This is a genomic window from Paenibacillus terrigena DSM 21567 (assembly GCF_000374845.1).
Classification (GTDB): Bacteria; Bacillota; Bacilli; order Paenibacillales; family Paenibacillaceae; genus Paenibacillus_K; species Paenibacillus_K terrigena.
On sequence record NZ_KB895419.1, the window covers coordinates 82,401 to 105,784 of the forward strand.

Here is a 23,384-nt window from a genome sequence, read left to right on the forward strand (position 1 = left end):
CCATGGTTCAAATGTTATATCGACGAGCATTAAACCGCGCATTGCTCGCGCGCCAGCTATTATTACAGCGTGCTGATATGCCAGTCTACAATGCGATTGAACATTTAGCAGGTATGCAATCACAGGTGCCCAATCCACCCTATTTCGGATTGTGGTCACGACTTCGAGATTTTCAACCAGATGATTTATCGGCATTAATCTTGTCTCGACGTGTCGTACGCATGAGTCTGATGCGATCCACGATTCACCTTGTGACCAATCAAGATTGTCTCACTTTTAGACCTATACTTCAACCTGTGATGGATCGCGGTCTTCAGGGCTCTTATGGGCGACAGTTACGGGGAGTTGATCTCGATGGGATTGCCGAGACTGGCCGAATGTTGGTCGAAGAACATCCAAGAACATTCGCTGAATTAGGCAAGCTCCTACAGTTGCAGTGGCCTGACCATGATGCTGCTGCGCTAGCCAATGCCGTTCGGAATAAGGTTCCGCTTGTCCAAATTCCGCCGCGGGGTCTCTGGGGGAAGAGCGGGAGTGCGACGCATACGACAGTTGAAGCATGGCTAGGTCAATCGCTCACTGCCACCGCGACTCCTGATGCAATGATTCTGAGATACCTTGCTGCCTTCGGCCCGGCAACGGTGCAGGATATGCAGACATGGAGCGGGTTAACGAAGCTTCGTGAGGCCGTAGATCGTCTATTGCCTCAGCTGCTGACGTTCCAAAATGAAGAAGGACATATTCTCTATGATTTACCAGAAGCACCTCGTCCGCCAGCGGATACGCAAGCGTCCGTTCGATTCCTAGGTGAGTTCGATAATATGCTGCTATCTTACGCGGATCGAAGTCGGATCATGGCTGATGAATATCGTACCCGTGTATTTACCGATAATGGTATCATTCGGTCGACTATACTGATTGACGGGTTCGTCCAAGGGTTATGGAAAATTGAGAACAAGAAGAAACAAACGGTATTAACGATTGAACCTTTTGCTCCGCTGGAACAGGATATACGACAAGCATTGATGGAGGAAGGGACAAGGCTGCTGTCTTTCACAGCGCCGGGTACGACTTTCCGGGAAATACAAGGGATTTGAAGCACACAGATCGGTATTTTTAGTGTATAGTAGTAGGATGTGTTTTTTGTGAAGTATTTTTCTTAATGATTTGGAGGCAAAATTCGATTGACTACGTACCCATTTGCATTTAACCCCGGAGAGTCTTTCATGAAACAAGCTGGTGATTGGATCGCGGATGTATTCTATGAGATTTTACCGGAAGCCGGCTTTGAAATCCGGGACGAACAGATCTATATGGCGTTTCAGCTGGAACGGGCCTATAGTGAGAAACAGACGATTTTCGCTGAAGCGGGTGTTGGAACCGGCAAGACGCTCGTCTACCTGCTCTATGCGATCAGTTACGCGAGATATACGCGGAAACCTGCAGTTATTGCATGTGCTGATGAGTCCTTAATCGAACAATTGGTCAAACCGGAAGGAGATATCGCCAAGCTTGCTCGCTATTTGGACCTCACGATCGATGCGAGATTGAGTAAATCCCCGACACAATATATTTGTCTGAATAAACTCGATGAAGCCAAGTCAGGATTTGAGGATGCAGAGAGCTACCAAATGATTTATCAAGATCTGCCGGATTTTGTTCATTTCCCGGACACGATGCAAGCGTTCCACCCATACGGCAATCGGAAGGAATTTCCGCATCTATCGGATGAGCAATGGGGGAGAATAGGCTGGGATGTGTTCCAAGACTGTCTCGTCTGCCATCAGCGTCATCGATGCGGTCAGACATTATCTAGAGATCATTATCGAAAATCGACGGATCTCATTATTTGCTCCCATGATTTCTATATGGAACATGTATGGACATATGAAGCAAGGAAGCGTGAAGGGCAACTGCCGCTCCTTCCGGAGCATAGTTCCGTTGTTTTTGATGAGGGACATCTCTTGGAGACGGCTGCGCAGAATGCGCTCACGTACAAGTTGAAACATAATTTATTTGAAAGTCTTGTCGTAAGATTGCTGGAGGGCGAAGTCAGAGAATCTCTAGCGGTAGCGGTAGAAGAAGCGATTATGCAGAGCGAGTTATTATTCGACATGATCGATCGTAATAGTCGTCAGGTTCCAGCTTCGGACCGGCGAGAAATCTTGCTAACAGATACGTTGATGCAGGAAGTGAAACGATTCCGTGATCGCATAGCCGTCATTGAAGAAGAGTTGGTGTTCGAGAGCGGCATGTTCTCCCTCGATGATTATCAGCTAAAGATTGTCGAAGAGCATCTGGAGATGATCCAAATTGCACTTGCGCTATTCGAACAACCGAACCAACTGATTACTTGGGTCACGAAGGATGAAGACGGGATCACGCTCATTATTATGCCGAAGACCGTGAAGGAAATTTTGAGTGAACGTGTATTTGCGAAGAAGATGCCTGTTATTTTCTCCTCAGCAACATTATCAGTTGATGGATCCTTCGATTATATGGCGAACAGTCTTGGAATTCATGAGTTTTTATCATTCTCCGTGCCTTCGCCTTATGATTATGAAGATCAAATGCGAAGTCAACTGATACTGGATGATCCTGCTGCAGATAAAATGGATCAAATCCGCCGACTTCTTGAACAATCGGAAGGAAGGGCATTGATCTTATTCCCATCGCAAGAGGAATTGCTGGCGTTCAGACACAGGCAGACGCAGACACCAGGGCTTCTCGGTTACCGATTCTTATATGAAGGATCTGCGGAGATTAGTCATGTGATTGCAGACTTCCAACGTGATGAACAGAGTGTACTCTGCGCAGTTACGCTCTGGGAAGGATTGGATATCCCGGGTCCCTCGTTATCACATGTCATCATCTGGTCCTTGCCATTCCCACCGAATGACCCTGTATTTACAGCGAGAATAAAGGATGCAGCGGATCCGATGGAAGAAGTGGATATGCCATATATGCTGCTCCGTCTGAGACAGGGGATCGGACGTTTGATTCGCTCGAGGGATGATCGAGGGATCGTGACGATATTTGGCAAAGAGCTGCACCAAGCATCGATCCGATCGAGAATCGAAGTATTATTACCACAGCCATTAGAGGGGATACAAGTATGATTAACATAACAGCATTTGAAGTGGAATTGATTAAGGATCCATTTGGGATTTTGTCAGGAACACGCTATGAATTTAAGCTTGATATTGATGTTCCTGAAGATGACGAGCTGTGGTCTGAGAACGGTCTTTACATTCGCGTGATCTATGTTGTCGAAGAGAACCGGACAGGCATCGTGAAATATGAGCTTTATGAGAAGACGACCGGACAGTATTTAGATATGGACCTTGAAGAGGATGAGGTCGCAGCGGTCGATGCTTTCTGTCAGGCGAATTATGGAGAATCGTCAGAGTAAGAAGAGGATATGAATACGATAAAGTCTGGGCCCGCAATCCTGCGTGGTTCAGGCTTTTTCTAATTACTAGTTTCTTTTTGGATATATAGCTATTACACTGGGTAAGGAGAAAGAGAGAAAGGTTGATCAGCACATCATGATACAGACATTTACAATGAATCAGAAATTGAAGCAGGTCGTTATGATTCTGCTTCCAATCCTAGTAACACAGGTTGCCCTGCAATGTATGAGTTTCTTCGATACGGTCATGTCAGGTAATTTCAATAAGGAAAATTTGGCTGGGGTGGCCGTCGCCGTAAGTTATTGGGTGCCTGTATATACGGGGTTGACGGGGATATTCCTTGCGGTAACACCCATTGTTGCTCAGAATATGGGCGCAGGGAATCGATCTAGAATCGCCTCAAGTGTGACACAAGCTGCGTATTTATCGGTTGTTTTCGGGGTTGCTGTAATCATCTTAGGTATTTTTGCAGTGGACCCATTGATTAACATGATGCACTTGGAATTCGAAGTGGATCGCGTCGCGAAATCATTCCTCAAGGCGATTGGGATTGGGGTTGTCCCATTATTCGTGTACACCGTTATCCGTGCAACCATCGATGGCCTCGGCATGACTCGAGTGACCATGTTTATTACGTTGTTGTCATTCCCGGTGAACGTGCTGCTAAATTACTTGTTCATCTTCGGTAATTTCGGTTTTCCTCGACTAGGTGGTGCTGGATCCGGCGTAGCAACCGCAATCACTTATATTGTCCTCTTGATCGTTGCTCTATTCTTTGTGAAACGGAATGCTACCATGCGAGAGCTGGCTTTATTCTCACGGTTGGAGCGCGTTCGATTCGCTGAGTGGCTAGAAATCCTTCGCATTGGCGTGCCGATTGGATTATCGATTTTTCTAGAAGTGGGCGTATTCTCGATGGTAACGCTGCTTATGAGCGGTTATGATACGGTTACGATTGCTTCCCATCAATCCGCACTTAATTTCGCTTCACTCTTGTATATGCTCCCACTGAGCATTGCGATGTCACTAACCATCCTTGTCGGATATGAAGTTGGTGCGAAGCGGTACAAGGATGCCAAGCAATATGCAAGAATTGGAATGGTCTCTGCTGTATCGCTTGCTGTGATATGTGCCGTGTTCCTAGTCATCTTCCGAGTGAAAATTGCAGGGCTATATTCCCATGATCCGGTCGTGATTGCAATGACGGAGTCCTTCTTAGTCTATGCTCTGTTCTTCCAACTATCGGATGCGATTGCAGCACCTATTCAGGGAGCGCTGCGTGGATACAAGGATGTGAATAGTGTATTTATGATTGCTCTAGTATCCTATTGGGTTATTGGCCTTCCCGTCGGAATGGCGCTTGCGAAGCTGACAACACTTGAGGCTTATGGATACTGGGTTGGCCTGATCACGGGTCTTGCTGTCGGGGCGATTGCATTATTCTGGCGACTTGGTGTCATTGAACGCAGCGTGCGAGTCAAAAATGTTCGAATTGAACAATAGGTTGATATAGGCAGGAGTCATCATGACTGCTGCCTTCTTAGGAATGATAATGGCTTAGGGAGATGAATCCATTGACGACCTGGAATATAGAAAAGACGCAGTGTCACCTGTTGATCTGCAACGGAAGCAGTAGCGTGAGGCGAGATGTGGAAGAGCATGAGGTGCGTAAATGAGTCGCTATATCATAACCGAATCCTCGACATGGGAGCGAGGATCGTGAAATCAACCAAACAATTGTCGCGACTTCGCAATGTGATTGCGAATGTGCAAGTTCATCTGTCCGTCGCAGCTCATACGAAGGTAGATCACGGATGGCGCTCTATCAACTACGTACCTGACTTTAACCGCTTCTACTATATACTCGAAGGGGAAGGCCAACTGACGATAGACGGGATTACGTACCGCCCGAAGCCCGGTCAATTATTCGTTATGCCCGCAGGGATTCGGCAATCGTATAGCGTCGTGAACGAGAATACGTTCAGTAAATATTGGTGTCATTTTACCGCCCAAATCGGAGATATGGACTTATTCAAGCTGCTCAAGCTGCCGCATTTTATCGATGTGTCGAACCACGACCATCTTATACAGCTGTTCCAACGGTTGATTCATTATCAAGAGAGTAAGGATTTCACGGCGATCATTATGCAGCGTTCTGTCCTACTGGAGATTGTAAGCGTCTTCCTCGAGGGGTCCTTACAAGGTCAATATGAACATCAATTGCATTATGATGCGAATCATCGGATGCACAAAATCCAAACTGTCCTGAAGTATATCGATCAGCATCTGGATCAGAACATAACCGTGCAGGAGATGGCGGAACTGGTACATTTCCACCCGAATTATTTTATCCGCTATTTCAATGAAATGATGGGGGTTACGCCGATTCAGTATGTTCACCAGATGAAGATGGAGAAGGCGAAATATATGCTAACGGCAACCGATGATTCGGTCTCCGAAATCTCTCGGGCCCTAGGTATGGAGCTATGCTTCTTCTCACGGGTATTCAAGAAACATACCGGTCTTCCTCCCTCAGGTTATCGTAAAATGTTTTGAATTGATTTGACGAAAAATAGGTTAATATTGTGCAAATTCATGTGAACATTAGCTATGTTATCCGATGTCGTTCATGTTTAGAATAAGGGTAGATTTTTCGAAGAGTCCCAATCCTGACCAGGAGAAATGAGGAGGTCTACACATGAGCATGAACGAACCGCGATTATTAACCGATGAACAGATGAGACAGTTTATTACAGAAGGGTATTTACTGCTTCAGACGGATTTCTCGTCCGAGTTCCACCAACAGTTGCTTGAGCAATTGAATTACGTGTATAACCATGAAGGAAACCCCGGTAATAACCTGCTGCCTCGTGTTCGCGAGTTACAGAAAGTGATCGATCATCCGATCATTACGGGAGCCCTGACGAGTGTACTAGGACCGGATTATATGCTTCATGCACATCATCACGGCCATTTCAATAACTCGCCGCAACCTGGCGGATGGCACAAAGACAGTTACTTCGGCTATGGACGTATTCGCAATCACCACCCATGGTGGGCGATGATCATGTACTTCCCGCAAGATACACCAGTAGAGCTGGGGCCTACAGGCGTCATGCCGGGAACTCAGAACTACGCTACGAGAGTGTTCGAGCAAGATGAGAGCGAATCTGAAGCAAAAGCGAGTGGAGGTGCTGGTACCTTTGCACTGATTGCTTATGATATCTGGCATCGTTCAACGGCGAACATCTTAGGTAAAGAGCGTTATATGCTGAAGTTCGAATTTATGCGTACGCAGAGTCCAACCGTACCAAGCTGGGATCATCAACAACCTGAATGGGTTACACCAGCAGCATTCTCGGCACCGATTCACACGCATGAGTGCATTTGGCAGGAGACTTGGAACTGGATGCGTGGTGAAGTTGGAAGCAGTGCATCAGCAGCTGCATCCCAGGTAGGCGAAGTGTCCAATCTGCTCGAACAATTGAACAGCAGCTCGAACGAGGAGCGGGTTACAGCAGCAGATCAGCTCGGGCTTCTACGGAGCAATAGCTCGGCAGATGAAGTGGTGACAGCTTTGGCAAAGGCGTTGGAAGATGCTTACGAACCCGTTGCATTGAATGCAGCTTATGCCTTAGCACGGTATGGAGATCATGGCATCCAAGCGCTGCTCGAAGGGTTGCGTCATGAGGATCGTATCGTATCTTTGTCCGCTGCCTATGGTCTTTCCGTTGCTGGAGCGGGTGCAGTTGAAGGATTAACCGAAGCTTTAGACAGTGATCGTGAGGAGACCGTGACTCGTGCGATATTTGCTCTAGGTGAACTGCGAGAGCTTGCATCGGACAGCGTGCCACTCTTGATAGGACAGCTTCGTCATCCGTCCGCGAATGTTCGCATTAGTGTGGTTGAAGCATTAGGGAATATTGGACAGCCGCATGACATTATTGTTCAAGCTCTAGCGCGTTGCCTCAAAGATTCTGATACGCAAGTGCGCTTTATGACAGGTCTATCCCTTGCAAAATTAGGGAAATCGGCTGAGGAGGCCGTGCCATCACTTATCGAGGCGCTGGATGATGAGAATCGGTATGTCAGAGCGCATGCTGCAGAAGCGTTGTACTATATAGGAACGGAGAAGGCTGAACGTGCGCTGATCCATTTCCTCAAAATTGCACGCTGGTGCCCCTCCACGACACCTGCGAGCACATTCTATCCATAAACAACAGGATGCCGGAGCGATTCATTCGCCCGGCTTTTTTCTTGTTCAATTTGGTGGGCAATGAGCATAAAAGCGATGCCCTGTGACACACTAGGTAGGAAATAAATGTATCCATGCTATGGTTAAAGGGGCTAGCCATGAAGAAATCCGACTTACAAGATCAATTGGTGATGCGTCAAGTGGATGTATCAGAGATGGAGCAATTCTATGACTTGCTAAATTATGTATTTCAGATCACGAATCATGATATCCAAGAAATCGGAAGCGAGTTCTTGAAGGAACAGAAACGACCGTTGTTAAGCTTATGCGAGGTCATCGGATGGTTCGATCAAGATAAGCTGGTCTCCCAATTAATGATCTATCCATTCCACGTGAATATACACGGGGTGATCTACGCGATGGGAGGTATTACTGGGGTAGGGACGTATCCAGAATATGCAGGTCACGGATTAATCCATACGTTGATGAGAGAAGCGCTGCGTCGGATGAAGGAGATGGGACAGTGCGTCTCCTATCTCTATCCTTACTCTATTCCGTTCTACCGGAAGCAAGGGTGGGAGATTATTTCCGATCGCATCAAATATAAAATACGAGACACGCAGCTTCCGAAGTTATTTGACGTTCCAGGACGAACAGCACGAGTGGATTGGGATCATCCTGACAAAGAGCGCATCTATGAGCTATTCTCCGCACGAACCCATGCCGCGATGATCCGCGGGCATCTCACTTGGGATGAACGCTTCCGTTGGGAACGACATGAACTATCGCTCGCGATTTATTATAACGAGGACAAGCTGCCCTCGGGATACCTCTGTTACAAAGTGGAAGAAGAAATGTTCCATGTACGAGAGATGGTCTATCTTGACAACGAGGCGCATCAAGGATTATGGAATTTCATCCATGCGCATTTTTCCATGGTTTATCATGTGAAAGGCACAATCTACACCAATGAGCAGCTTGCTTTTTACTTTCATGATGGAGAAATCGAGCAGCGGATCAGCCCGAATTATATGGCACGAATCGTGGACGTTGAACAATTCCTTATGAAGTACGCATTTCATCAAACGGCTCAATGTGAGCTTGTCCTAAGGATACAAGATCCGATGGCAGATTGGAATCAAGGAACCTTCTTCGTACGTATTGAGGCGGGGCGAGTAATTTCAATTCAACAGGAGGAGAATCGCAATGCAGATGTGGAGATGGATATTCAGACGTTCACAACGATGATGTTCAGTTATCGGAGCCCCGCGTATCTTCATAGTATCGACAGAATTCATGCGTCACTTCAATGGATTGACCAATTGGAACAGATTATCCCCGATGCGCAGCCTTGGTTCGCTGATTATTTTTAATGACAGAATTCTTAATGCATTGATATAATGCGTGATGAGAATGATGTTGAGGGGGAAGGTACCATTGGATCGATTTGAGCAGCAATTATACAAATACGCAGACCTACTGATTAAAGTCGGTGTAAACTTACAACCAGGTCAAGTGTTGTACTTAGAATCTCCTCTTGAGACCCCTGAATTTACACGCATTGTCGTCCGTAAAGCTTATGAGGCTGGGGCGAAGTTCGTACAGGTCGTTTGGGTCGATGAGACGATATCTAGAATTCGGTTCGAGTCTGCGCCAGACGATTCGTTTACATACTACCCACACTGGACTGCATCGACGATGGAGCAGTTATGTGAATCAGGTGGTGCGCTGCTTAGCTTGTTGGCAGATGATCCTGACCTGCTGAATGGGATCGATTCCGGTAAAATCTCAACGGCTGCCAAGGCAGCGTCGGTCGCAAGACAGAAATTCCGTAGCTATATTCGTACGAACAAAATAAGCTGGTGCCTGGCCAATGTTCCAACGCAGGCATGGGCAGACAAAGTGTTCGCTGATCTTCCGGAATCAGATCGTGTGCAGGCGTTATGGGATATACTCTTCAAGATCAATCGGATTGATCACGATGATCCCGTTGCTTCCTGGCAGAATCATATTCAATCCCTTCAGAATTTGTCGGGGTTATTGAACGAGAAACGTTATAAGAAACTCCATTACAAAGGTCCGGGGACGGATTTAACGGTAGAGCTCGTACAAGATCATGTATGGGTTGGAGGTGGTGGATGGAATCAGGATGGTGTCTATTTTGTCGCGAATATGCCGACGGAAGAAGTATTCTCGATGCCGCACAGATCAGGTACGAACGGCTATGTATCCAGCACGATGCCACTCAATTATAACGGAGGACTTATTGACGGATTTACATTAACCTTCAAAGATGGTCAAGTGGTTGATTATACAGCCAAAGTCGGCTATGAATCTTTGAAAGAATTGATTGAGAGCGATGAAGGTGCTAAATACTTGGGAGAAGTCGCGCTTGTTCCACAGGACTCGCCAATTTCAAACTTGAATCGCGTTTTCTACGATACAGGCCTTGATGAGAATGCATCATGTCACTTGGCCATTGGCAGTGCATATCCATTTAATGTTCAGGAAGGGACACAATTGTCCAAAGAAGAACTCGAAGCACGCGGTGCGAATATGAGTATGACACATGTTGACTTCATGATCGGATCCACATCACTCGATATCGATGGCGAACTTGCAGATGGGACCATGGAACCTCTATTCCGGCAAGGCAACTGGGTGATCGCAACAGCATAAACATGACAAGAAGACCATGAGAGCCTCATTCGGCTGCGCATGGTCTTCTTGCGTGAAGAGGGCTATCCAGACATTCTTATATGAACGCGCGGGTAACGATTACGAGCAGAATGAACAATACGAGGATTGTTCCAGTGCTAGTAAACAAGCCAAATCCACCTATTTCTCCCATGTTCCTCCCCCTCTCCAAGAAGACTTTGTACTACATGGTATTGTATGATAAAAGGACAAGGAATGATTGGGCAAATTACCGCACATATATAGGGTTAACGCATAAGATGAGTGGATACGGATCATCGTGTGAATAATACTTTCATATAACAAGTTATTGACTTTTGCTTATGATGTTAGGTATGATTAATCCAAGTTAATATTTCGGCGATGATCAAAGACATGATCTTCAATACGGGCTGTCAGAGAGGGAAGTGTGTGGTGTGAGCTTCCTCAGCTAACGATTGTAGATTACCCCTTTGTAGCTGTGACGTTGAACCTGCATGATGTCGATTGCGGCGGTAAGCGTCACCGGCTTATCCACGATAATGGATACCAATAAGGATTTTCCTTCTGCCACCATGGACCAAGAGTCTAGTATGGCTGGAAGGGGATTGAATTAGGGTGGAACCACGAGCTGAACGCACTCGTCCCTTGCCGGGAGAGATGCGTTTTTTTGCGTTCAATGATAGATTGCGATAACGAAGAAATGGAGGAATTCACATGGAAATTCAAGTAACTTTGCCAGATGAAACAGTAAGGAGGTATGCACAAGGCACGACCATTGCGCAAGTGGCGGAATCCATAAGCCAAGGCCTTAAGAAGCAGGCGATTGCTGGGTTAATCCATGGGAATCCCTATGATCTGAGTCATTCGCTAGTGGAAGATTGCCGTCTTGAAATTGTTACACTGGATAGTAAGGCAGGGCTTGACATTTATCGGCATAGTACAGCTCATGTGATGGCTCAGGCGATCAAACGGATATTCGGCCAAGATGCCGTACAACTCGGGATCGGACCTGTCGTAGAAGATGGATTCTATTATGATATTGATATCGAACACCCACTGTCAACGCGTGATCTAGAGGCCATTGAGAAGGAAATGGGTAAAATCGTGCAAGAGAATCTTCCGATTGTCAGACGCGAGGTGCAGCGTGAAGAAGCCGTTCGAATGTACGAAGCGCTGCATGAGCCACTGAAGCTAGAACTCATTGCAGGACTACCAGCGGATGCTGTCATATCCATCTATGATCAAGGGGAGTTCTCAGATCTCTGCCGGGGACCGCACTTGCCATCGACTGGGCGAATTAAGGCATTTAAGCTGATGCACGTCGCGGGTGCGTACTGGCGTGGTGATTCGAACAATAAAATGCTGCAGCGGATCTATGGAACGGCATTTCCAAAGAAAGCGGATCTTGATGAGCATTTGCATATGCTGGAGGAAGCGAAGAAGCGGGATCATCGCAAATTAGGAAAAGAACTTGAATTATTCATGTTCTCCGAAGAGGCGCCCGGCATGCCGTTCTATCTACCGAAGGGAATGACAATCCGCAACGAACTGGAACACTTTGCTCGCGAGCTTCAGGTACCGCGTGGATATCAAGAGGTGCGCACCCCGCTTATGATGAATCAACGTCTATGGGAGCAGTCTGGGCACTGGGATCATTATCAAGAGAACATGTATTTTACAGAGGTCGATGCGACGAAATATGCGCTTAAGCCGATGAATTGTCCAGGGCATATGCTCGTGTTCAAGAACAAGTTGCGTTCTTATCGTGATCTACCGCTTCGGATTTCAGAATTTGGTCAAGTGCATCGGCACGAGTTCTCTGGTGCATTAAATGGGATGATGCGGGTACGCTCCTTCTGTCAAGATGATGCGCATATGTTCGTACGCCCTGATCAGATTGAGGAAGAAATCGGTCGGATCATCTCGTTGATCGATCTCATCTATCAAGTATTCGGGTTCTCTTATAAGATCGAGTTATCTACTCGACCAGAGGATTCGATGGGTTCGGAAGAACTATGGGACATCGCAGAGAAGTCGCTCCAACGTGTATTAGATGATCGAGGCATCGAATATCGGATCAACGAGGGTGATGGTGCGTTCTATGGTCCGAAGATTGACTTCCATATTCTTGATGCGCTGAAGCGCAGCTGGCAATGCGGAACGATCCAACTGGACTTCCAGATGCCTGATAAATTCGACCTTTCGTACATTGGTGAAGATAATCAGAAACATCGTCCGGTAGTCATTCACCGAGCAGCATATGGCTCGATTGATCGATTTATCGGCATTATTACGGAACATTTCGCCGGAGCCTTCCCGTTATGGTTGGCACCCGTGCAGGTGAAGCTGCTGCCTGTCTCAGCGAATGAGACGGATTACGCCATGCAGGTGAAGGAAGCGCTGGAAGCCGCACAGATTCGCGTTGAAGTTGATAGTCGGGATGAGAAGCTCGGGTATAAGATTCGTGAGGCCCAGCTGGAGAAAACGCCGTATATGTTCATCCTTGGCGCTCAAGAAAGGGTTGCGAATTCCTTATCCGTTCGGAAAAGAGATGAAGGAGACTTGGGTGATAAGCAAATCGATGAGATGATCATCAAGCTGCAGGAAGAGATTCGAGCACGGCGGTAGGTCATAGGATCGCTTTATCACAAACCTTACATTTATTGGTTTGCGGTGAGGCGATCTTTTTGGCGTGTATATTCAAGTCCGATTCGAGCAAAATTAACACAAACTGGGATTCATTGGATCGGTTTCATCATTGGAGGAAAACAACATGGATAGTTTATGGATATTAGGTATTGTTATCATTCTTGCCGTTGCTTTTGATTTTATTAATGGGTTCCATGATACGGCGAATGCGATTGCTACATCGATCTCGACAAGAGCATTAACACCCAGAGCTGCCATTCTGCTCGCTGCTGTCATGAACTTCATCGGGGCACTCATGTTCTCGGGTGTCGCGAAGACGATTGGCGGCAGTGTGGCGGACCCTGCAACGCTCGATAACGGCGTTCAGATTGTGATAGCGACGTTAATCGCGGCGATCACCTGGAATTTAGTAACTTGGTGGTTCGGCATTCCATCATCCTCATCGCATGCGCTCATTGGTTCCTTGGCTGGTGCTGTGTTCATGGGAGCAGGTTCCGATCATGTGAATTGGAGCGGATTTATCGGCATTGTCAAAGGGCTTATCCTATCACCGATTATCGGTTTTGCCATTGGTTATGTCGTCATGACGTTGTTAAAATGGATTTTCGCGAGCCGAAGCCCGCATGCCGTGAATCGCGGATTCCGGATTACGCAGATTTTCACGGCAGCGATGCAATCTTTCGCGCATGGAACCAATGATGCACAGAAGGCCATGGGGATTATTACCTTTGCGCTTGTAGCCGGAGGGGTTCAAGATACGTTAGATGTTCCGCTCTGGGTTAAGATTACAGCCGCAACTTCTATGGCACTGGGTTCATCCGTTGGCGGATGGAAGATTATTAAGACGATGGGGACGAAAATCTTCCGAATTGAACCAATCAATGGGTTCGCAGCAGATATTTCGGCAGCAAGCGTGATTCTAACCAGTACGTTACTGCACTTGCCCGTGAGTACTACCCATGTCATTACTTCATCCATTCTGGGGGTGGGGTCCGCCAAGCGATTCTCATCGGTGAAATGGTCGCTCGCGGGACGAATTGCCATGACTTGGATTATAACGATCCCGATAACGGCAGTTCTAGCGGGTATTATTGTGAAGGTGTTATTCTAAGGGTCGTTCAGATGCGGATAAACCCATTTCAGATATCCATGGTTGATGGATAGATGGATGGGTTTTATTTGTGCTTCATTCAAGTTTGAGCCTCGTCTATACATATAATTCCACATAATGGTAATATAGGGGTGTTCTATGAAAACGTAGCGAGGAATAGAAAAGGGGGGTCAATGTATGACCACAAATTTGGATTGGTTAATCGAAGCAGATATTGAACGAATGCAGGCGGCAATGGAATCAGGGAAACTCCGTGCTGTGGAGCTTGTAAAGTTCTATCTGGATCGAATCGATAAGTATGACGAGAAATTGAATTCCATTCTGGAAGTAAATCCAGATGCACTGGCCATTGCAGAGGCATTGGATGAAGAACGTCAGCTTCATGGCAGCAGGGGGCCCTTACACGGGATTCCCATCCTGTTAAAAGATAATATCGACACCCATGATAACATGCATACGAGTGCTGGTTCGATCGCACTTGCAGATTCGTATGCTGCAGAGGATTCATTCGTAGCAGCTAAGCTCAGAGCAGCAGGGGCGATTCTGCTCGGGAAAGCGAATATGACTGAGTGGGCGAATTTCATGTCGAGCACAATGTGGTCAGGATATAGCTCCAGAGGAGGTCTCGTATCGAATCCTTATGGACCCGGTGAAGTCTTCGTGGGCGGATCTAGCGCCGGATCGGGTGCATCGATCGCGGCCAATCTGGCCGCAGCGGCGATTGGTACTGAGACGTCGGGTTCGATCATCTGTCCTGCGAGCCAGAATAGCATCGTTGGTATCAAACCAACGATTGGACTTGTGAGCAGAACAGGAATTATCCCGATTGCGTATTCCCAGGATTCAGCGGGTCCTATGACAAGAACCGTTCGGGATACAGCGATTTTATTGAGTGCGATGACTGGGGTAGATTTGAGAGATCCTGCAACGGCTTCGAGTAAAGAACATGCACATTCCGATTATACGCAATTCCTAGATGCAGATTACCTTCAGCATGCGCGAATAGGTGTGCCAAGATGTTATATTCGGGCTCTAGACCCTGATCGGCTAGATATCTTCGAAGCGGCGATCGAAGTCCTTAAGCGTAAAGGTGCTACGATAATTGATCCCGTCGATATCCCGTGTGAACATACGGCATGGGGTCCTAATATTATGAGATATGAGTTCAAGAAAGGCCTAAATGATTATTTGGCGCGATTAGATGATTCCGTACCCGTCCGTTCCCTGCAAGATGTGATTCATTACAATGATGCCCATGCAGAAATTGCATTAAAGTATGGCCAGGATGTGCTGATATGGGCTGAGGAGACGGTTGGGGATTTGTCTGAGCCTGAATATTGGGAGAGTCTTGCACTCAACAAGGAGATGGCAGCTGACCAAGGGATCGATCGCGTACTGAAGGAACATCAACTGGATGCCCTAATTCTGATAGCCTTTGAGGATGGAGTCGATCTTGCGGCAAAGGTAGGATATCCTGTTATAACCGTACCTGGCGGCTATGCGATTGACGGAATAACGGCGGAGGGTGGTTATAATACGAATGGACCGCAAGGAATTACATTTATAGGAACGGCATACAGTGAGCCGACGCTGCTCAAGATTGCTTATGGTTACGAGCAAGCAACACTGCATCGTGTTCCACCTCAGTTAGATGCTCTTTAACTGGCATCAAGGCATCATTTTCATCTCAATATTCCCTCTGAAAGGTGTTGAACAATGATCACGAAGTCGGAGCAAGAATTAGAGATTATGCGTGAAGCGGGACGAATTGTTGCCGAATGTCATGCATTTCTCGCGGAGAAGATTAAACCAGGCGTTACAACACAAGAGTTGGATCAGATGGTGGAGAATCATATTCGTAAAAGAGGCGCACTGCCAAGTTTTAAGGGACATCACGGCTTTACAGCCTCCATATGCGCAGCAAGAAATGATGTCATCTGTCATGGGTTTCCGGATGATGAGCCCTTGCAAGATGGAGATGTCATTACGATCGACCTCGGCGCATTCTACAAAGGGTTTCATGGGGATTCGGGTTGGACGTATGCCGTAGGGCAAGTATCCGATAAAATTACGAAGCTGATGAAGGATTGTCATACTGGCTTGATGCTCGGCATCGAGCAGGCGGTGATTGGGAAGCGAGTTGGTGATATTGGGCATGCGATACAGTCCTTTGCCGATCAGCACAAGTACGGGAATGTTAGAGAATTTACGGGTCATGGCATTGGTCAAGATCTCTGGGAAGAGCCGGCTGTACCGCACCATGGTCGTCGAGGCACTGGGGCACTCTTGAAAAAGGGGCTAGTTCTTGCCATTGAACCGATGTTCACACTTGGAGATTGGCGCGCCTTTATCGATGCGGATGGTTGGACCGCTCGAACAATGGATGGCTCGATCTGTGTACAATATGAACATACCGTTGCGATTACGGAACACGGTCCAGAAATCTTAACGAAATTATAGATTTGCGAGCTGCTTGATATTCATCTTGAACTTCGCTATAATGACACTATTCTGCACTTAAGGGAGAGACTTTGATGTTGGTGGTCGTTCTTAACTAATCAAATTCCATAGAGAGGATTCGTACGCGCGAGTGAACGTTGTCGAAATTTTGATATAGACAATGTTTATTTTGTGACGCAGAGCGAAGGACCTCGGAATTAGTTAAGAACAGCGGATATCATACAATGCCCTAGGTGTATACCTATCATTCATGAAGCCTAAATCCGTGCTGTTTTCAGCGCGGATTTTTTTGTGGTTTTTTTACGGCGGATATGTAGATAGGATATCAAAATTCAAGGCAGAGAATGACGACGGTCATTCTCTGCCTTTTTTTATTCAAAGGAGGAAATTAGAAGATGGATCAAGCAAATCTGCAACGACTGGAATACGGGAAAGTGAAAGAATTATTAGCACACCATGCCGCTTCTTATCTAGGAAGACGTCATATTGAGGCGATGGAGCCGATGACGCAGTTCAAGATGATTCGTCAGAAGCTGGATGAGACAGCTGAGGCCAAGGTGATACTTCAGAACGGTGGGAGCGTACCGATCCCTTCGCTCGAGGGCTTCGAGCATATCCTGGATCTGATGGATACGGGCTACGTCTTCACAGAGCAAGACTTCTCGCACATCCATACCTTTCTGCACAGCTGCGCACAGCTCATTAAGTATATGGGAACGAAGGCCATGATCGCACCGCATATTAGCGCCTATGCCGCATCGATGTATGAACTCTCGACGCTCAAAACTGAAATTGAACGCTGCATTCGAAATGGTCGGGTCACGGATTTCGCGAGTAAGGATCTTGCGAAAGTACGCAAGCGGATCGCGGTGATTGAAGAGCGCTTGAAGAGTCGGCTTGATGCACTGATGAACAAGCACAGTTCGATTTTGCAAGAGAGGATAATAAGCATGCGTAATGATCGTTATGTGCTTCCCATCCGCAGAGAACATCGCAAACAAATCAAGGGAACCGTCTTAGATGAATCAGCTAGCGGTCAGACAGTCTTCATTGAGCCTGCGGATATTGCACAAATCCAGCATGAGCTTGCGAGCTACCGAGCGGAGGAAGCGCGGATCGAAGCGAAAGTATTAAGCGACTTGACGGCATTCGTCGAGCAATACACCTATGAGATTCAAGTGAATGTCGATACGGTAGGGATCTATGATTTCGTGTTCGCGAAAGCGAAATATGCCATGACCATGAACGGCAAAAATATACGATTGAATGATGAAGGTATGATGGATGTGATTGAAGCTAGACATCCCTTGCTTCGGAATATGGTGCCGCTTCATTTCGCGATAGGACGTTATTACAAATCCCTTATCATAACGGGCCCGAACACGGGCGGGAAGACGCTTGCACTGAAGACCGTTGGACTTCTTACCTTGATGGTTCAATCAGGCTTATTAGTTCCCGCAGCGGAAGAGAGCGTGTTCTCGGTCTTCGATCAAGTGATGGTCGACATTGGTGATGGACAGAGTATAGAGCATGCCCTCAGCACATTTTCAGCACATATTCGTCATGTTATTGATATTCTTCAAGTAGCAAGCCGTGGAACGCTGATTCTCATCGATGAGATGGCATCAGGAACAGATCCGGGCGAAGGGGTTGGATTATCGATCGCGATTCTTGAAGAGCTTCACCGCCGAGGTTCGACGGTCGTGGCGACGACACATTTTACCGAGATTAAGAATTTCGCTTCGTTTACTCCCGGGTTTGAGAATGCAAGAATGGCGTTTGATCCAGAGACGTTGCAACCTGCATATCGGCTTATTATCGGGGAGGCAGGACAGAGCTATGCGTTCCTGATCGCGAAGAAGCTAGGACTCCCTGAGGAGATTATCACACGCTCACAGGAAATCACCTCGCAAGGTGTGAAGGCGGAATTGCCGCGCGATCAGACATTCGAAGCGTTCAAGTCCGTTGATGATCGTGTGATCCCGAATATGCCGAGTCAGCAGCAGAAACAGCTGGAGAAAGCTTCGGTAGATCGAGGGGAAGAACGTGCGTTTGTTCGTGAACCACAATCAAACGAAGTCAATGCCCTGCATGCGGAGACGGAAGAACGTCCAAGCAAGCCAAGGCCGTTGCAGCTCGGTGACCGCGTTCGGATACCCTACCTCGACCGAACCGGCGTGATCTATGAGATCGAGGACGCGAGAGGGGTTATCGGTGTTATGATTCAGAAGCAGAAGCTGAAGATCAACAAGAAACGGGTCGAGCTCTTTATTGAAGCCAAAGATCTCTATGGCGAAGACTACGACCTGAGCATCGTGCTCGATTCGAAAGCAAATCGTAAGAAGCGTAAGCTCATGAATCGCAAGCATGTGGAAGGATTAACGATTGAGATGTCCTCTGACGAGTAAGTGCGGTAGAACAGGTTTCCAATCCATCGTTTTGCCGATATAATTGGGATATTGAGCAGCGGAAGGAGTTGGCTGGAGATAATGGAACGATTATATCAACAGATGGAATTCATCATTGAACTGGATAAGTTGAAAAATATTATTCGAAGAACCAAATTGATCTACACGGATCGGAATGAAAACGACGCGGAGCATTCTTGGCATCTGGCGATGATGGCGATGAATCTCTGTGAGCATGCGAATGAACCGAACTTAGATGTCAGTAAGGTCATACGAATGGTCTTGATTCATGATATTGTCGAGATTGACGCGGGAGATACGTATGCTTATGATGTATCCGGTCATGCGGACAAATATGAGCGTGAATATCAAGCGGCTGAGCGAATATTTGGCCTACTGCCTGCAGATCAGAAGCAAGAGTATATGGCATTATGGCAGGAATTCGAAGACGGGAAGAGCGCTGAGGCGAAGTTCGCCATGGCGCTCGATCGCTTGCAGCCGCTCATTCACAACTATAAGAATCAAGGGAGTATATGGGCAGCGAACGGAATTAAGATTACACAGGTCCGGGAACGCAGCCACAAAATCAGAGAAGGCTCGGAGTCGCTATGGAAGTATGCGCAAGAGATTATCGATAAGAGTATCGCGCAAGGGTTTCTATCGGAATAAATGATCGAAATAGAACAGAGAGCGAATATTACATCGTCTGTCCATCGCCTTAGATCGTGTAGTGTAGGAGCGAATGAAAATGTTAAAGTATAATATTTGTTTTATTAAGCGAGGGGAAGAGATTCTCTTACTAAATCGCGAGAAATCCAGCTGGATGGGATGCTGGAATGGGATCGGCGGCAAACTTGAAGCCCATGAGACCATCCGAGAATCGATGATTCGTGAGATTCAGGAAGAAACCCGAATGGATATCGAAGATCTTCAGTTTAAAGGCATGATTACATGGACCGTCGACGAGGTGAATTATGGCGGGATGTATATCTATTTGGCTGAAGTACCTGTAGATTTCGAGTATCCTACGCCGATTCGAACCGATGAAGGTATACTGGATTGGAAGACCGTTCCTTGGATCGTTCATCCGGAGAATCATGGGATTGCGACGAACATTCCACATACCCTGCCTATGATATTAGAGGACCCGAAATGCTATGATCATCATTGTATTTATGAAGGGTCGCAGTTCAAACAGATGACGTCCCACGTCATTGACGCACGAATGGAGTATGATGGTGCACTGTTGCAGGCGTATCTTAAGCAGCATGCGCATAAGCAATTGTCCATGGCATGATCAGATCGTCGGCATAAACGACAGCCCTTCACATCGTGAAGGGCTAATTGTGATGAATGCGTAAATACCTCGCTGACCAATTCCCCAAAAAATGGTAGAATATCATATTGAGAGGGGGAGGCGGTTGAAGGTAAATTGGAAGGCACTCGGTGGATTGACTATTGTTCTTATTTTGGGAAGCTGGATATTCAATATTCTTTATTTTCAACAGTTGCATTTGAAGGAGCCGCTATTTTTCAAATATCATATGATTGTGAATATGAATCATGGTAAAACAATCTATATTAACTTTCTCGAAAATAAGAATGAAGGCAAGAAAGTTACAGGTATACAATTCGTAGATATCCCGCAGATCCGTTTTCAAATCTACCCAGATCAAACATATACGCATCACATGATGATGAAGGCAGCTGCTGATTTGCAATGGAATGATGATGAGCTGCGTGGGAAATTGCCGGTGACGATCAACGAACTGTTCGTGTACTACAATGAGGGCCCGCCTGCTATGGTACCGATTGGCGAGATTCGGATTGTGGAGGATAAAGAGGCAGATGTTGTTGATTTTATAGCTTCAAGTGGATCTTCAGATGGGTCAGGTAGTTACACGGTGCGTGCGACGCAGAAGGTAAAGCTAGAAAAAGTCGACTTTGGTATTAAGGATCAATCGAAGTCTTGGTTGAATCTGCAACTTGCCAATATACCAGTCAATGAATTGAAATTGCCGATGAACATTGAAAAAGGCGAAGCAATAACATTGCAATACCATTGGTCCAACCAGGATGCTGAGCATGCTGCCTATGAAATATTCCAATCCAAGATTCAACTTCATTTCCGAACGCTAGACGGTCGTGTAGTTATAGAAAGTGTGCCCATAAGCCAATACTTACGTCTAACCAATGCCCAGGTACAACATTTGGTTCGAACCGGAGGTGAGCTCGATTGAATCCAGAAATCTATCGTGCTTATAGACGGTTAGGCTGGGGTTTGGTCTTTGAATTGATTGATTTTAGAGCATTTTATTTTGACGTATTGCCGGATTTCGTAGGGTATATCATGATCGCGTCTGCCCTTTCTCAACTAAGTTCATTGCATACCGTATTTATTAAGGCGAAATGGGTCGCGATTGGAATGATATTCGTAACGCTTCCGCATGTTCTCATGGCATCTAGCGTTACTTTCTCGAATTTTGGTTCCTTACCGCTCTATCTGCACATCTATTCAGAAGCTTTATTAGCATGTCATGTTCTAATTGTCTTCTGGATCTGTCAGGGGTTCGCGGCAATCGCAAGAGCCGAAAGGCAAACAGATTTACTTATGACAGTTATAACTCGAAGGAATCTTTATATGGGCTTGGCCATCGCACAGCTTATCTTCTATCCGTTCTTATTGAATGTCGAAGAGAGCTGGATCAACTTGCTACTTATCTTCGGAGTATTGCAAATGATCATGGAAGTGCTGTTTATTCGGCTACCGTTTCGGTTCTCACAGATAAAAATTAAGCAAATAGACTTGCGTGTATAGGAGGGACAGATTGAGATGAAGATGAAGGAACAAGTAACGATGCGAACCGAACAAGAAATGTTCGATCTGATTCTCGGTATCGCGAAGCGCGATGACCGGATACGTGCGGTATATATGAACGGTTCGAGGACGAACCCGAATGCTCCGAGAGATATTTTTCAAGATTACGATATTGTGTATGTCGTGACAGAGACCTCTTCATTTATTCAAGATGAAACGTGGATTCAAGTGTTCGGAGATCTGCTGATGATTCAGGAGCCGGATAAGATGGACCAGGAAGCGGGCACACCGATGAACTTCGATCGATCCTATACTTATCTTATGCTGTTCACGGATGGGAATCGAATTGACCTGCATATCGAGACTCAAGAATCGATGTTGGAAGGTTATGTGAGCGATAAATTGACGGTTCCCTTGTTAGACAAGGATCACTGCCTGCCATCGATTCCAGCGCCATCTGATGAAGAGTATCACGAAAATAAGCCGACAGAAGTTCAATTTCTCCATTGCTGCAATGAATTTTGGTGGTGTCTGCAGAACGTAGCCAAGGGAATTTGGCGGGACGAAATGCCCTATGCAAGATCTATGTTTGAACACACGTCAAAAGCCATGTTGGATCACATGGTAACTTGGTGGGTCGGTTCACAGCATGAATTCGGTGTTTCAACGGGAAAAATGGGGAAATACTTCAAAACCTATCTACCATCACCATATTGGGAGAAATATGAATCGACCTATCCGGATCGCGAGCATGAGAAGTTCTGGGACGCGGTCTTTGCGGCCTGTGAGTTGTTCCGGTTGCTTGCACTTGAAGTCGCTGAGGACGGCGGATTTACCTATAATATGAGAGATGATGAGAACATGCTGAGTTATCTGCGACAAGTAAGAGATTTACCGTATGATGCAATAGGAATCTATTAATGGTGATGTAGGCTGCGGGAAGAATGGGAGGAAACAGCATATGTTGAACTATCAAACGATACTATTTGACCTAGACGGTACATTGACGGACCCGAAGCTAGGCATTACGAAATCTGTGCAATATGCCCTTCGCAAATTCGATATCCACGTCGAGAATTTAGATGAATTAGTGCCGTTTATCGGTCCACCACTGGCGAATTCATTTCAGGAAGTCTATCATTTCGATGCGGAACAATCGAAGCAAGCGGTAGAGTATTACCGGGAATATTTCAAGGATACGGGAATCTATGAGAATGATGTCTATCCGGGGATCCGAGATTTACTTACAATGCTACGAGAGCAGGGAAGAAGGCTGATTGTAGCTACTTCAAAGCCTACGGTGTTTGCGAAACGGGTCGTAGCTCATTTTGAACTCGATATGTACTTTGATGACGTCTGTGGAAGCAACTTGGATGGTACCATGTCCGACAAAGGAGAGATCATCCAATCGATTCTTGACCGGTATCAAGTAGAGAAAGACCGTGTGATTATGATTGGTGATCGTAAACATGACATCATTGGTGCGCACAAAAATGATATTGCATCCATTGGGATTGAATACGGGTATGGCAGCAGTGAAGAAATCGCACAAATCAAGCCGACTTTTATTACGAAGACGGTTCATGAACTGATTCAATTATTTTCACATGAATAGCAAAAAAAAGAGGAGCACTTAACACTCCTCTTCTCA

At 46.4% G+C, this 23,384-nt stretch carries 21 protein-coding genes; 19 read left to right on the forward strand and 2 right to left on the reverse strand.

Translation table 11 applies throughout. The features are described from left to right. The first annotated feature begins 2 nt into the window (after positions 1-2). The 8 genes from C558_RS0120500 to C558_RS0120535 all read left to right on the forward strand — a co-directional run bounded on the left by C558_RS0120500 (position 3) and on the right by C558_RS0120535 (position 10,287). Complete coding sequence (locus C558_RS0120500) at positions 3-1,097, forward strand: winged helix DNA-binding domain-containing protein (RefSeq protein ID WP_018758171.1); 1,095 nt, start codon at positions 3-5, stop codon at positions 1,095-1,097. A gap of 87 nt (positions 1,098-1,184) precedes the next feature. After that, the gene (locus C558_RS0120505) at positions 1,185-3,119 is read left to right on the forward strand and encodes an ATP-dependent DNA helicase (protein ID WP_026264041.1); all 1,935 of its coding nucleotides are present in this window, start codon (positions 1,185-1,187) and stop codon (positions 3,117-3,119) included. Next, positions 3,116-3,412: a DUF6509 family protein gene (locus C558_RS0120510; RefSeq protein WP_018758173.1), complete on the forward strand. Its 297-nt coding sequence runs from the start codon at positions 3,116-3,118 to the stop codon at positions 3,410-3,412. The genes C558_RS0120505 and C558_RS0120510 overlap by 4 nt, the downstream gene beginning before the upstream one ends. Positions 3,413-3,548: 136 nt before the next feature. After that, a complete protein-coding gene (locus C558_RS0120515) occupies positions 3,549-4,916 on the forward strand; it encodes an MATE family efflux transporter (RefSeq protein ID WP_018758174.1) in 1,368 nt (455 codons plus the stop codon). Positions 4,917-5,132: 216 nt separating this feature from the next. Next, complete coding sequence (locus C558_RS0120520) at positions 5,133-5,969, forward strand: helix-turn-helix domain-containing protein (protein ID WP_018758175.1); 837 nt, start codon at positions 5,133-5,135, stop codon at positions 5,967-5,969. Between the two features lie 142 nt (positions 5,970-6,111). Continuing rightward, positions 6,112-7,629, forward strand: a complete 1,518-nt coding sequence (locus C558_RS0120525; RefSeq protein WP_018758176.1) for a HEAT repeat domain-containing protein — start codon at positions 6,112-6,114, stop codon at positions 7,627-7,629. A 137-nt stretch (positions 7,630-7,766) separates the two neighbouring features. Continuing rightward, positions 7,767-8,981, forward strand: a complete 1,215-nt coding sequence (locus tag C558_RS0120530) for a GNAT family N-acetyltransferase (RefSeq protein ID WP_018758177.1) — start codon at positions 7,767-7,769, stop codon at positions 8,979-8,981. Positions 8,982-9,045: 64 nt separating this feature from the next. After that, a complete protein-coding gene (locus C558_RS0120535) occupies positions 9,046-10,287 on the forward strand; it encodes an aminopeptidase (RefSeq protein ID WP_018758178.1) in 1,242 nt (413 codons plus the stop codon). A 76-nt stretch (positions 10,288-10,363) separates the two neighbouring features. On the opposite strand, the gene C558_RS0120540 is transcribed toward C558_RS0120535, so the two are convergent. Both C558_RS0120540 and C558_RS35005 read right to left on the reverse strand, forming a co-directional pair. After that, positions 10,364-10,459, reverse strand: a complete 96-nt coding sequence (locus tag C558_RS0120540; protein WP_018758179.1) for a hypothetical protein — start codon at positions 10,457-10,459, stop codon at positions 10,364-10,366. 276 nt (positions 10,460-10,735) lie between these two features. Beyond that, positions 10,736-10,861 carry a hypothetical protein gene (locus C558_RS35005; protein WP_281167135.1) on the reverse strand — a complete coding sequence of 42 codons (126 nt, stop codon included), beginning with the start codon at positions 10,859-10,861 and terminating at the stop codon, positions 10,736-10,738. 140 nt (positions 10,862-11,001) lie between these two features. Here C558_RS35005 and thrS point away from each other — a divergent pair, with 140 nt between their 5' ends. The 11 genes from thrS (at position 11,002) to C558_RS0120600 (ending at position 23,348) form a co-directional block, all read left to right on the forward strand. Beyond that, positions 11,002-12,915 (forward strand): threonine--tRNA ligase, encoded by a 1,914-nt coding sequence (gene thrS, locus C558_RS0120550; RefSeq protein WP_018758181.1) that lies wholly within the window; start codon positions 11,002-11,004, stop codon positions 12,913-12,915. A gap of 145 nt (positions 12,916-13,060) precedes the next feature. Further along, the gene (locus C558_RS0120555) at positions 13,061-14,047 is read left to right on the forward strand and encodes an inorganic phosphate transporter (RefSeq protein ID WP_018758182.1); all 987 of its coding nucleotides are present in this window, start codon (positions 13,061-13,063) and stop codon (positions 14,045-14,047) included. 177 nt (positions 14,048-14,224) lie between these two features. Next, positions 14,225-15,709, forward strand: a complete 1,485-nt coding sequence (locus tag C558_RS0120560; RefSeq protein WP_018758183.1) for an amidase family protein — start codon at positions 14,225-14,227, stop codon at positions 15,707-15,709. 54 nt (positions 15,710-15,763) lie between these two features. Next, positions 15,764-16,507 (forward strand): type I methionyl aminopeptidase, encoded by a 744-nt coding sequence (gene map / locus C558_RS0120565; protein ID WP_018758184.1) that lies wholly within the window; start codon positions 15,764-15,766, stop codon positions 16,505-16,507. A 395-nt stretch (positions 16,508-16,902) separates the two neighbouring features. After that, a complete protein-coding gene (locus C558_RS0120570) occupies positions 16,903-18,915 on the forward strand; it encodes an endonuclease MutS2 (protein WP_018758185.1) in 2,013 nt (670 codons plus the stop codon). A gap of 81 nt (positions 18,916-18,996) precedes the next feature. Continuing rightward, entirely contained in the window at positions 18,997-19,584 is a 588-nt protein-coding gene (locus C558_RS0120575) for an HD domain-containing protein (RefSeq protein WP_018758186.1), read from the forward strand. Positions 19,585-19,663: 79 nt separating this feature from the next. Further along, positions 19,664-20,212: an NUDIX hydrolase gene (locus C558_RS0120580; protein WP_018758187.1), complete on the forward strand. Its 549-nt coding sequence runs from the start codon at positions 19,664-19,666 to the stop codon at positions 20,210-20,212. A 124-nt stretch (positions 20,213-20,336) separates the two neighbouring features. After that, entirely contained in the window at positions 20,337-21,155 is an 819-nt protein-coding gene (locus C558_RS0120585; protein WP_018758188.1) for a hypothetical protein, read from the forward strand. After that, the gene (locus C558_RS0120590; protein WP_018758189.1) at positions 21,152-21,733 is read left to right on the forward strand and encodes a hypothetical protein; all 582 of its coding nucleotides are present in this window, start codon (positions 21,152-21,154) and stop codon (positions 21,731-21,733) included. Before C558_RS0120585 ends, C558_RS0120590 begins: the two co-directional genes overlap by 4 nt. Positions 21,734-21,772: 39 nt before the next feature. After that, positions 21,773-22,654 (forward strand): aminoglycoside 6-adenylyltransferase, encoded by an 882-nt coding sequence (locus tag C558_RS0120595; RefSeq protein ID WP_026264044.1) that lies wholly within the window; start codon positions 21,773-21,775, stop codon positions 22,652-22,654. A 40-nt stretch (positions 22,655-22,694) separates the two neighbouring features. Beyond that, a complete protein-coding gene (locus C558_RS0120600; protein ID WP_018758191.1) occupies positions 22,695-23,348 on the forward strand; it encodes an HAD family hydrolase in 654 nt (217 codons plus the stop codon). Positions 23,349-23,384: the final 36 nt, after the last annotated feature.

Bases quoted from the DNA above. Each gene is read 5' to 3' on its own strand.
- C558_RS0120500 (WP_018758171.1), top strand. From the start codon at position 3: ATGGTTCAAATGTTATATCGACGAGCATTAAACCGCGCATTGCTCGCG.
- C558_RS0120510 (WP_018758173.1), top strand. From the start codon at position 3,116: ATGATTAACATAACAGCATTTGAAGTGGAATTGATTAAGGATCCATTT.
- C558_RS0120515 (WP_018758174.1), top strand. From the start codon at position 3,549: ATGATACAGACATTTACAATGAATCAGAAATTGAAGCAGGTCGTTATG.
- C558_RS0120525 (WP_018758176.1), top strand. From the start codon at position 6,112: ATGAGCATGAACGAACCGCGATTATTAACCGATGAACAGATGAGACAG.
- C558_RS0120530 (WP_018758177.1), top strand. From the start codon at position 7,767: ATGAAGAAATCCGACTTACAAGATCAATTGGTGATGCGTCAAGTGGAT.
- C558_RS0120540 (WP_018758179.1), bottom strand. From the start codon at position 10,459: ATGGGAGAAATAGGTGGATTTGGCTTGTTTACTAGCACTGGAACAATC.
- C558_RS35005 (WP_281167135.1), bottom strand. From the start codon at position 10,861: ATGGTGGCAGAAGGAAAATCCTTATTGGTATCCATTATCGTGGATAAG.
- thrS (WP_018758181.1), top strand. From the start codon at position 11,002: ATGGAAATTCAAGTAACTTTGCCAGATGAAACAGTAAGGAGGTATGCA.
- C558_RS0120555 (WP_018758182.1), top strand. From the start codon at position 13,061: ATGGATAGTTTATGGATATTAGGTATTGTTATCATTCTTGCCGTTGCT.
- C558_RS0120560 (WP_018758183.1), top strand. From the start codon at position 14,225: ATGACCACAAATTTGGATTGGTTAATCGAAGCAGATATTGAACGAATG.
- map (WP_018758184.1), top strand. From the start codon at position 15,764: ATGATCACGAAGTCGGAGCAAGAATTAGAGATTATGCGTGAAGCGGGA.
- C558_RS0120570 (WP_018758185.1), top strand. From the start codon at position 16,903: ATGGATCAAGCAAATCTGCAACGACTGGAATACGGGAAAGTGAAAGAA.
- C558_RS0120575 (WP_018758186.1), top strand. From the start codon at position 18,997: ATGGAACGATTATATCAACAGATGGAATTCATCATTGAACTGGATAAG.
- C558_RS0120580 (WP_018758187.1), top strand. From the start codon at position 19,664: ATGTTAAAGTATAATATTTGTTTTATTAAGCGAGGGGAAGAGATTCTC.
- C558_RS0120595 (WP_026264044.1), top strand. From the start codon at position 21,773: ATGCGAACCGAACAAGAAATGTTCGATCTGATTCTCGGTATCGCGAAG.
- C558_RS0120600 (WP_018758191.1), top strand. From the start codon at position 22,695: ATGTTGAACTATCAAACGATACTATTTGACCTAGACGGTACATTGACG.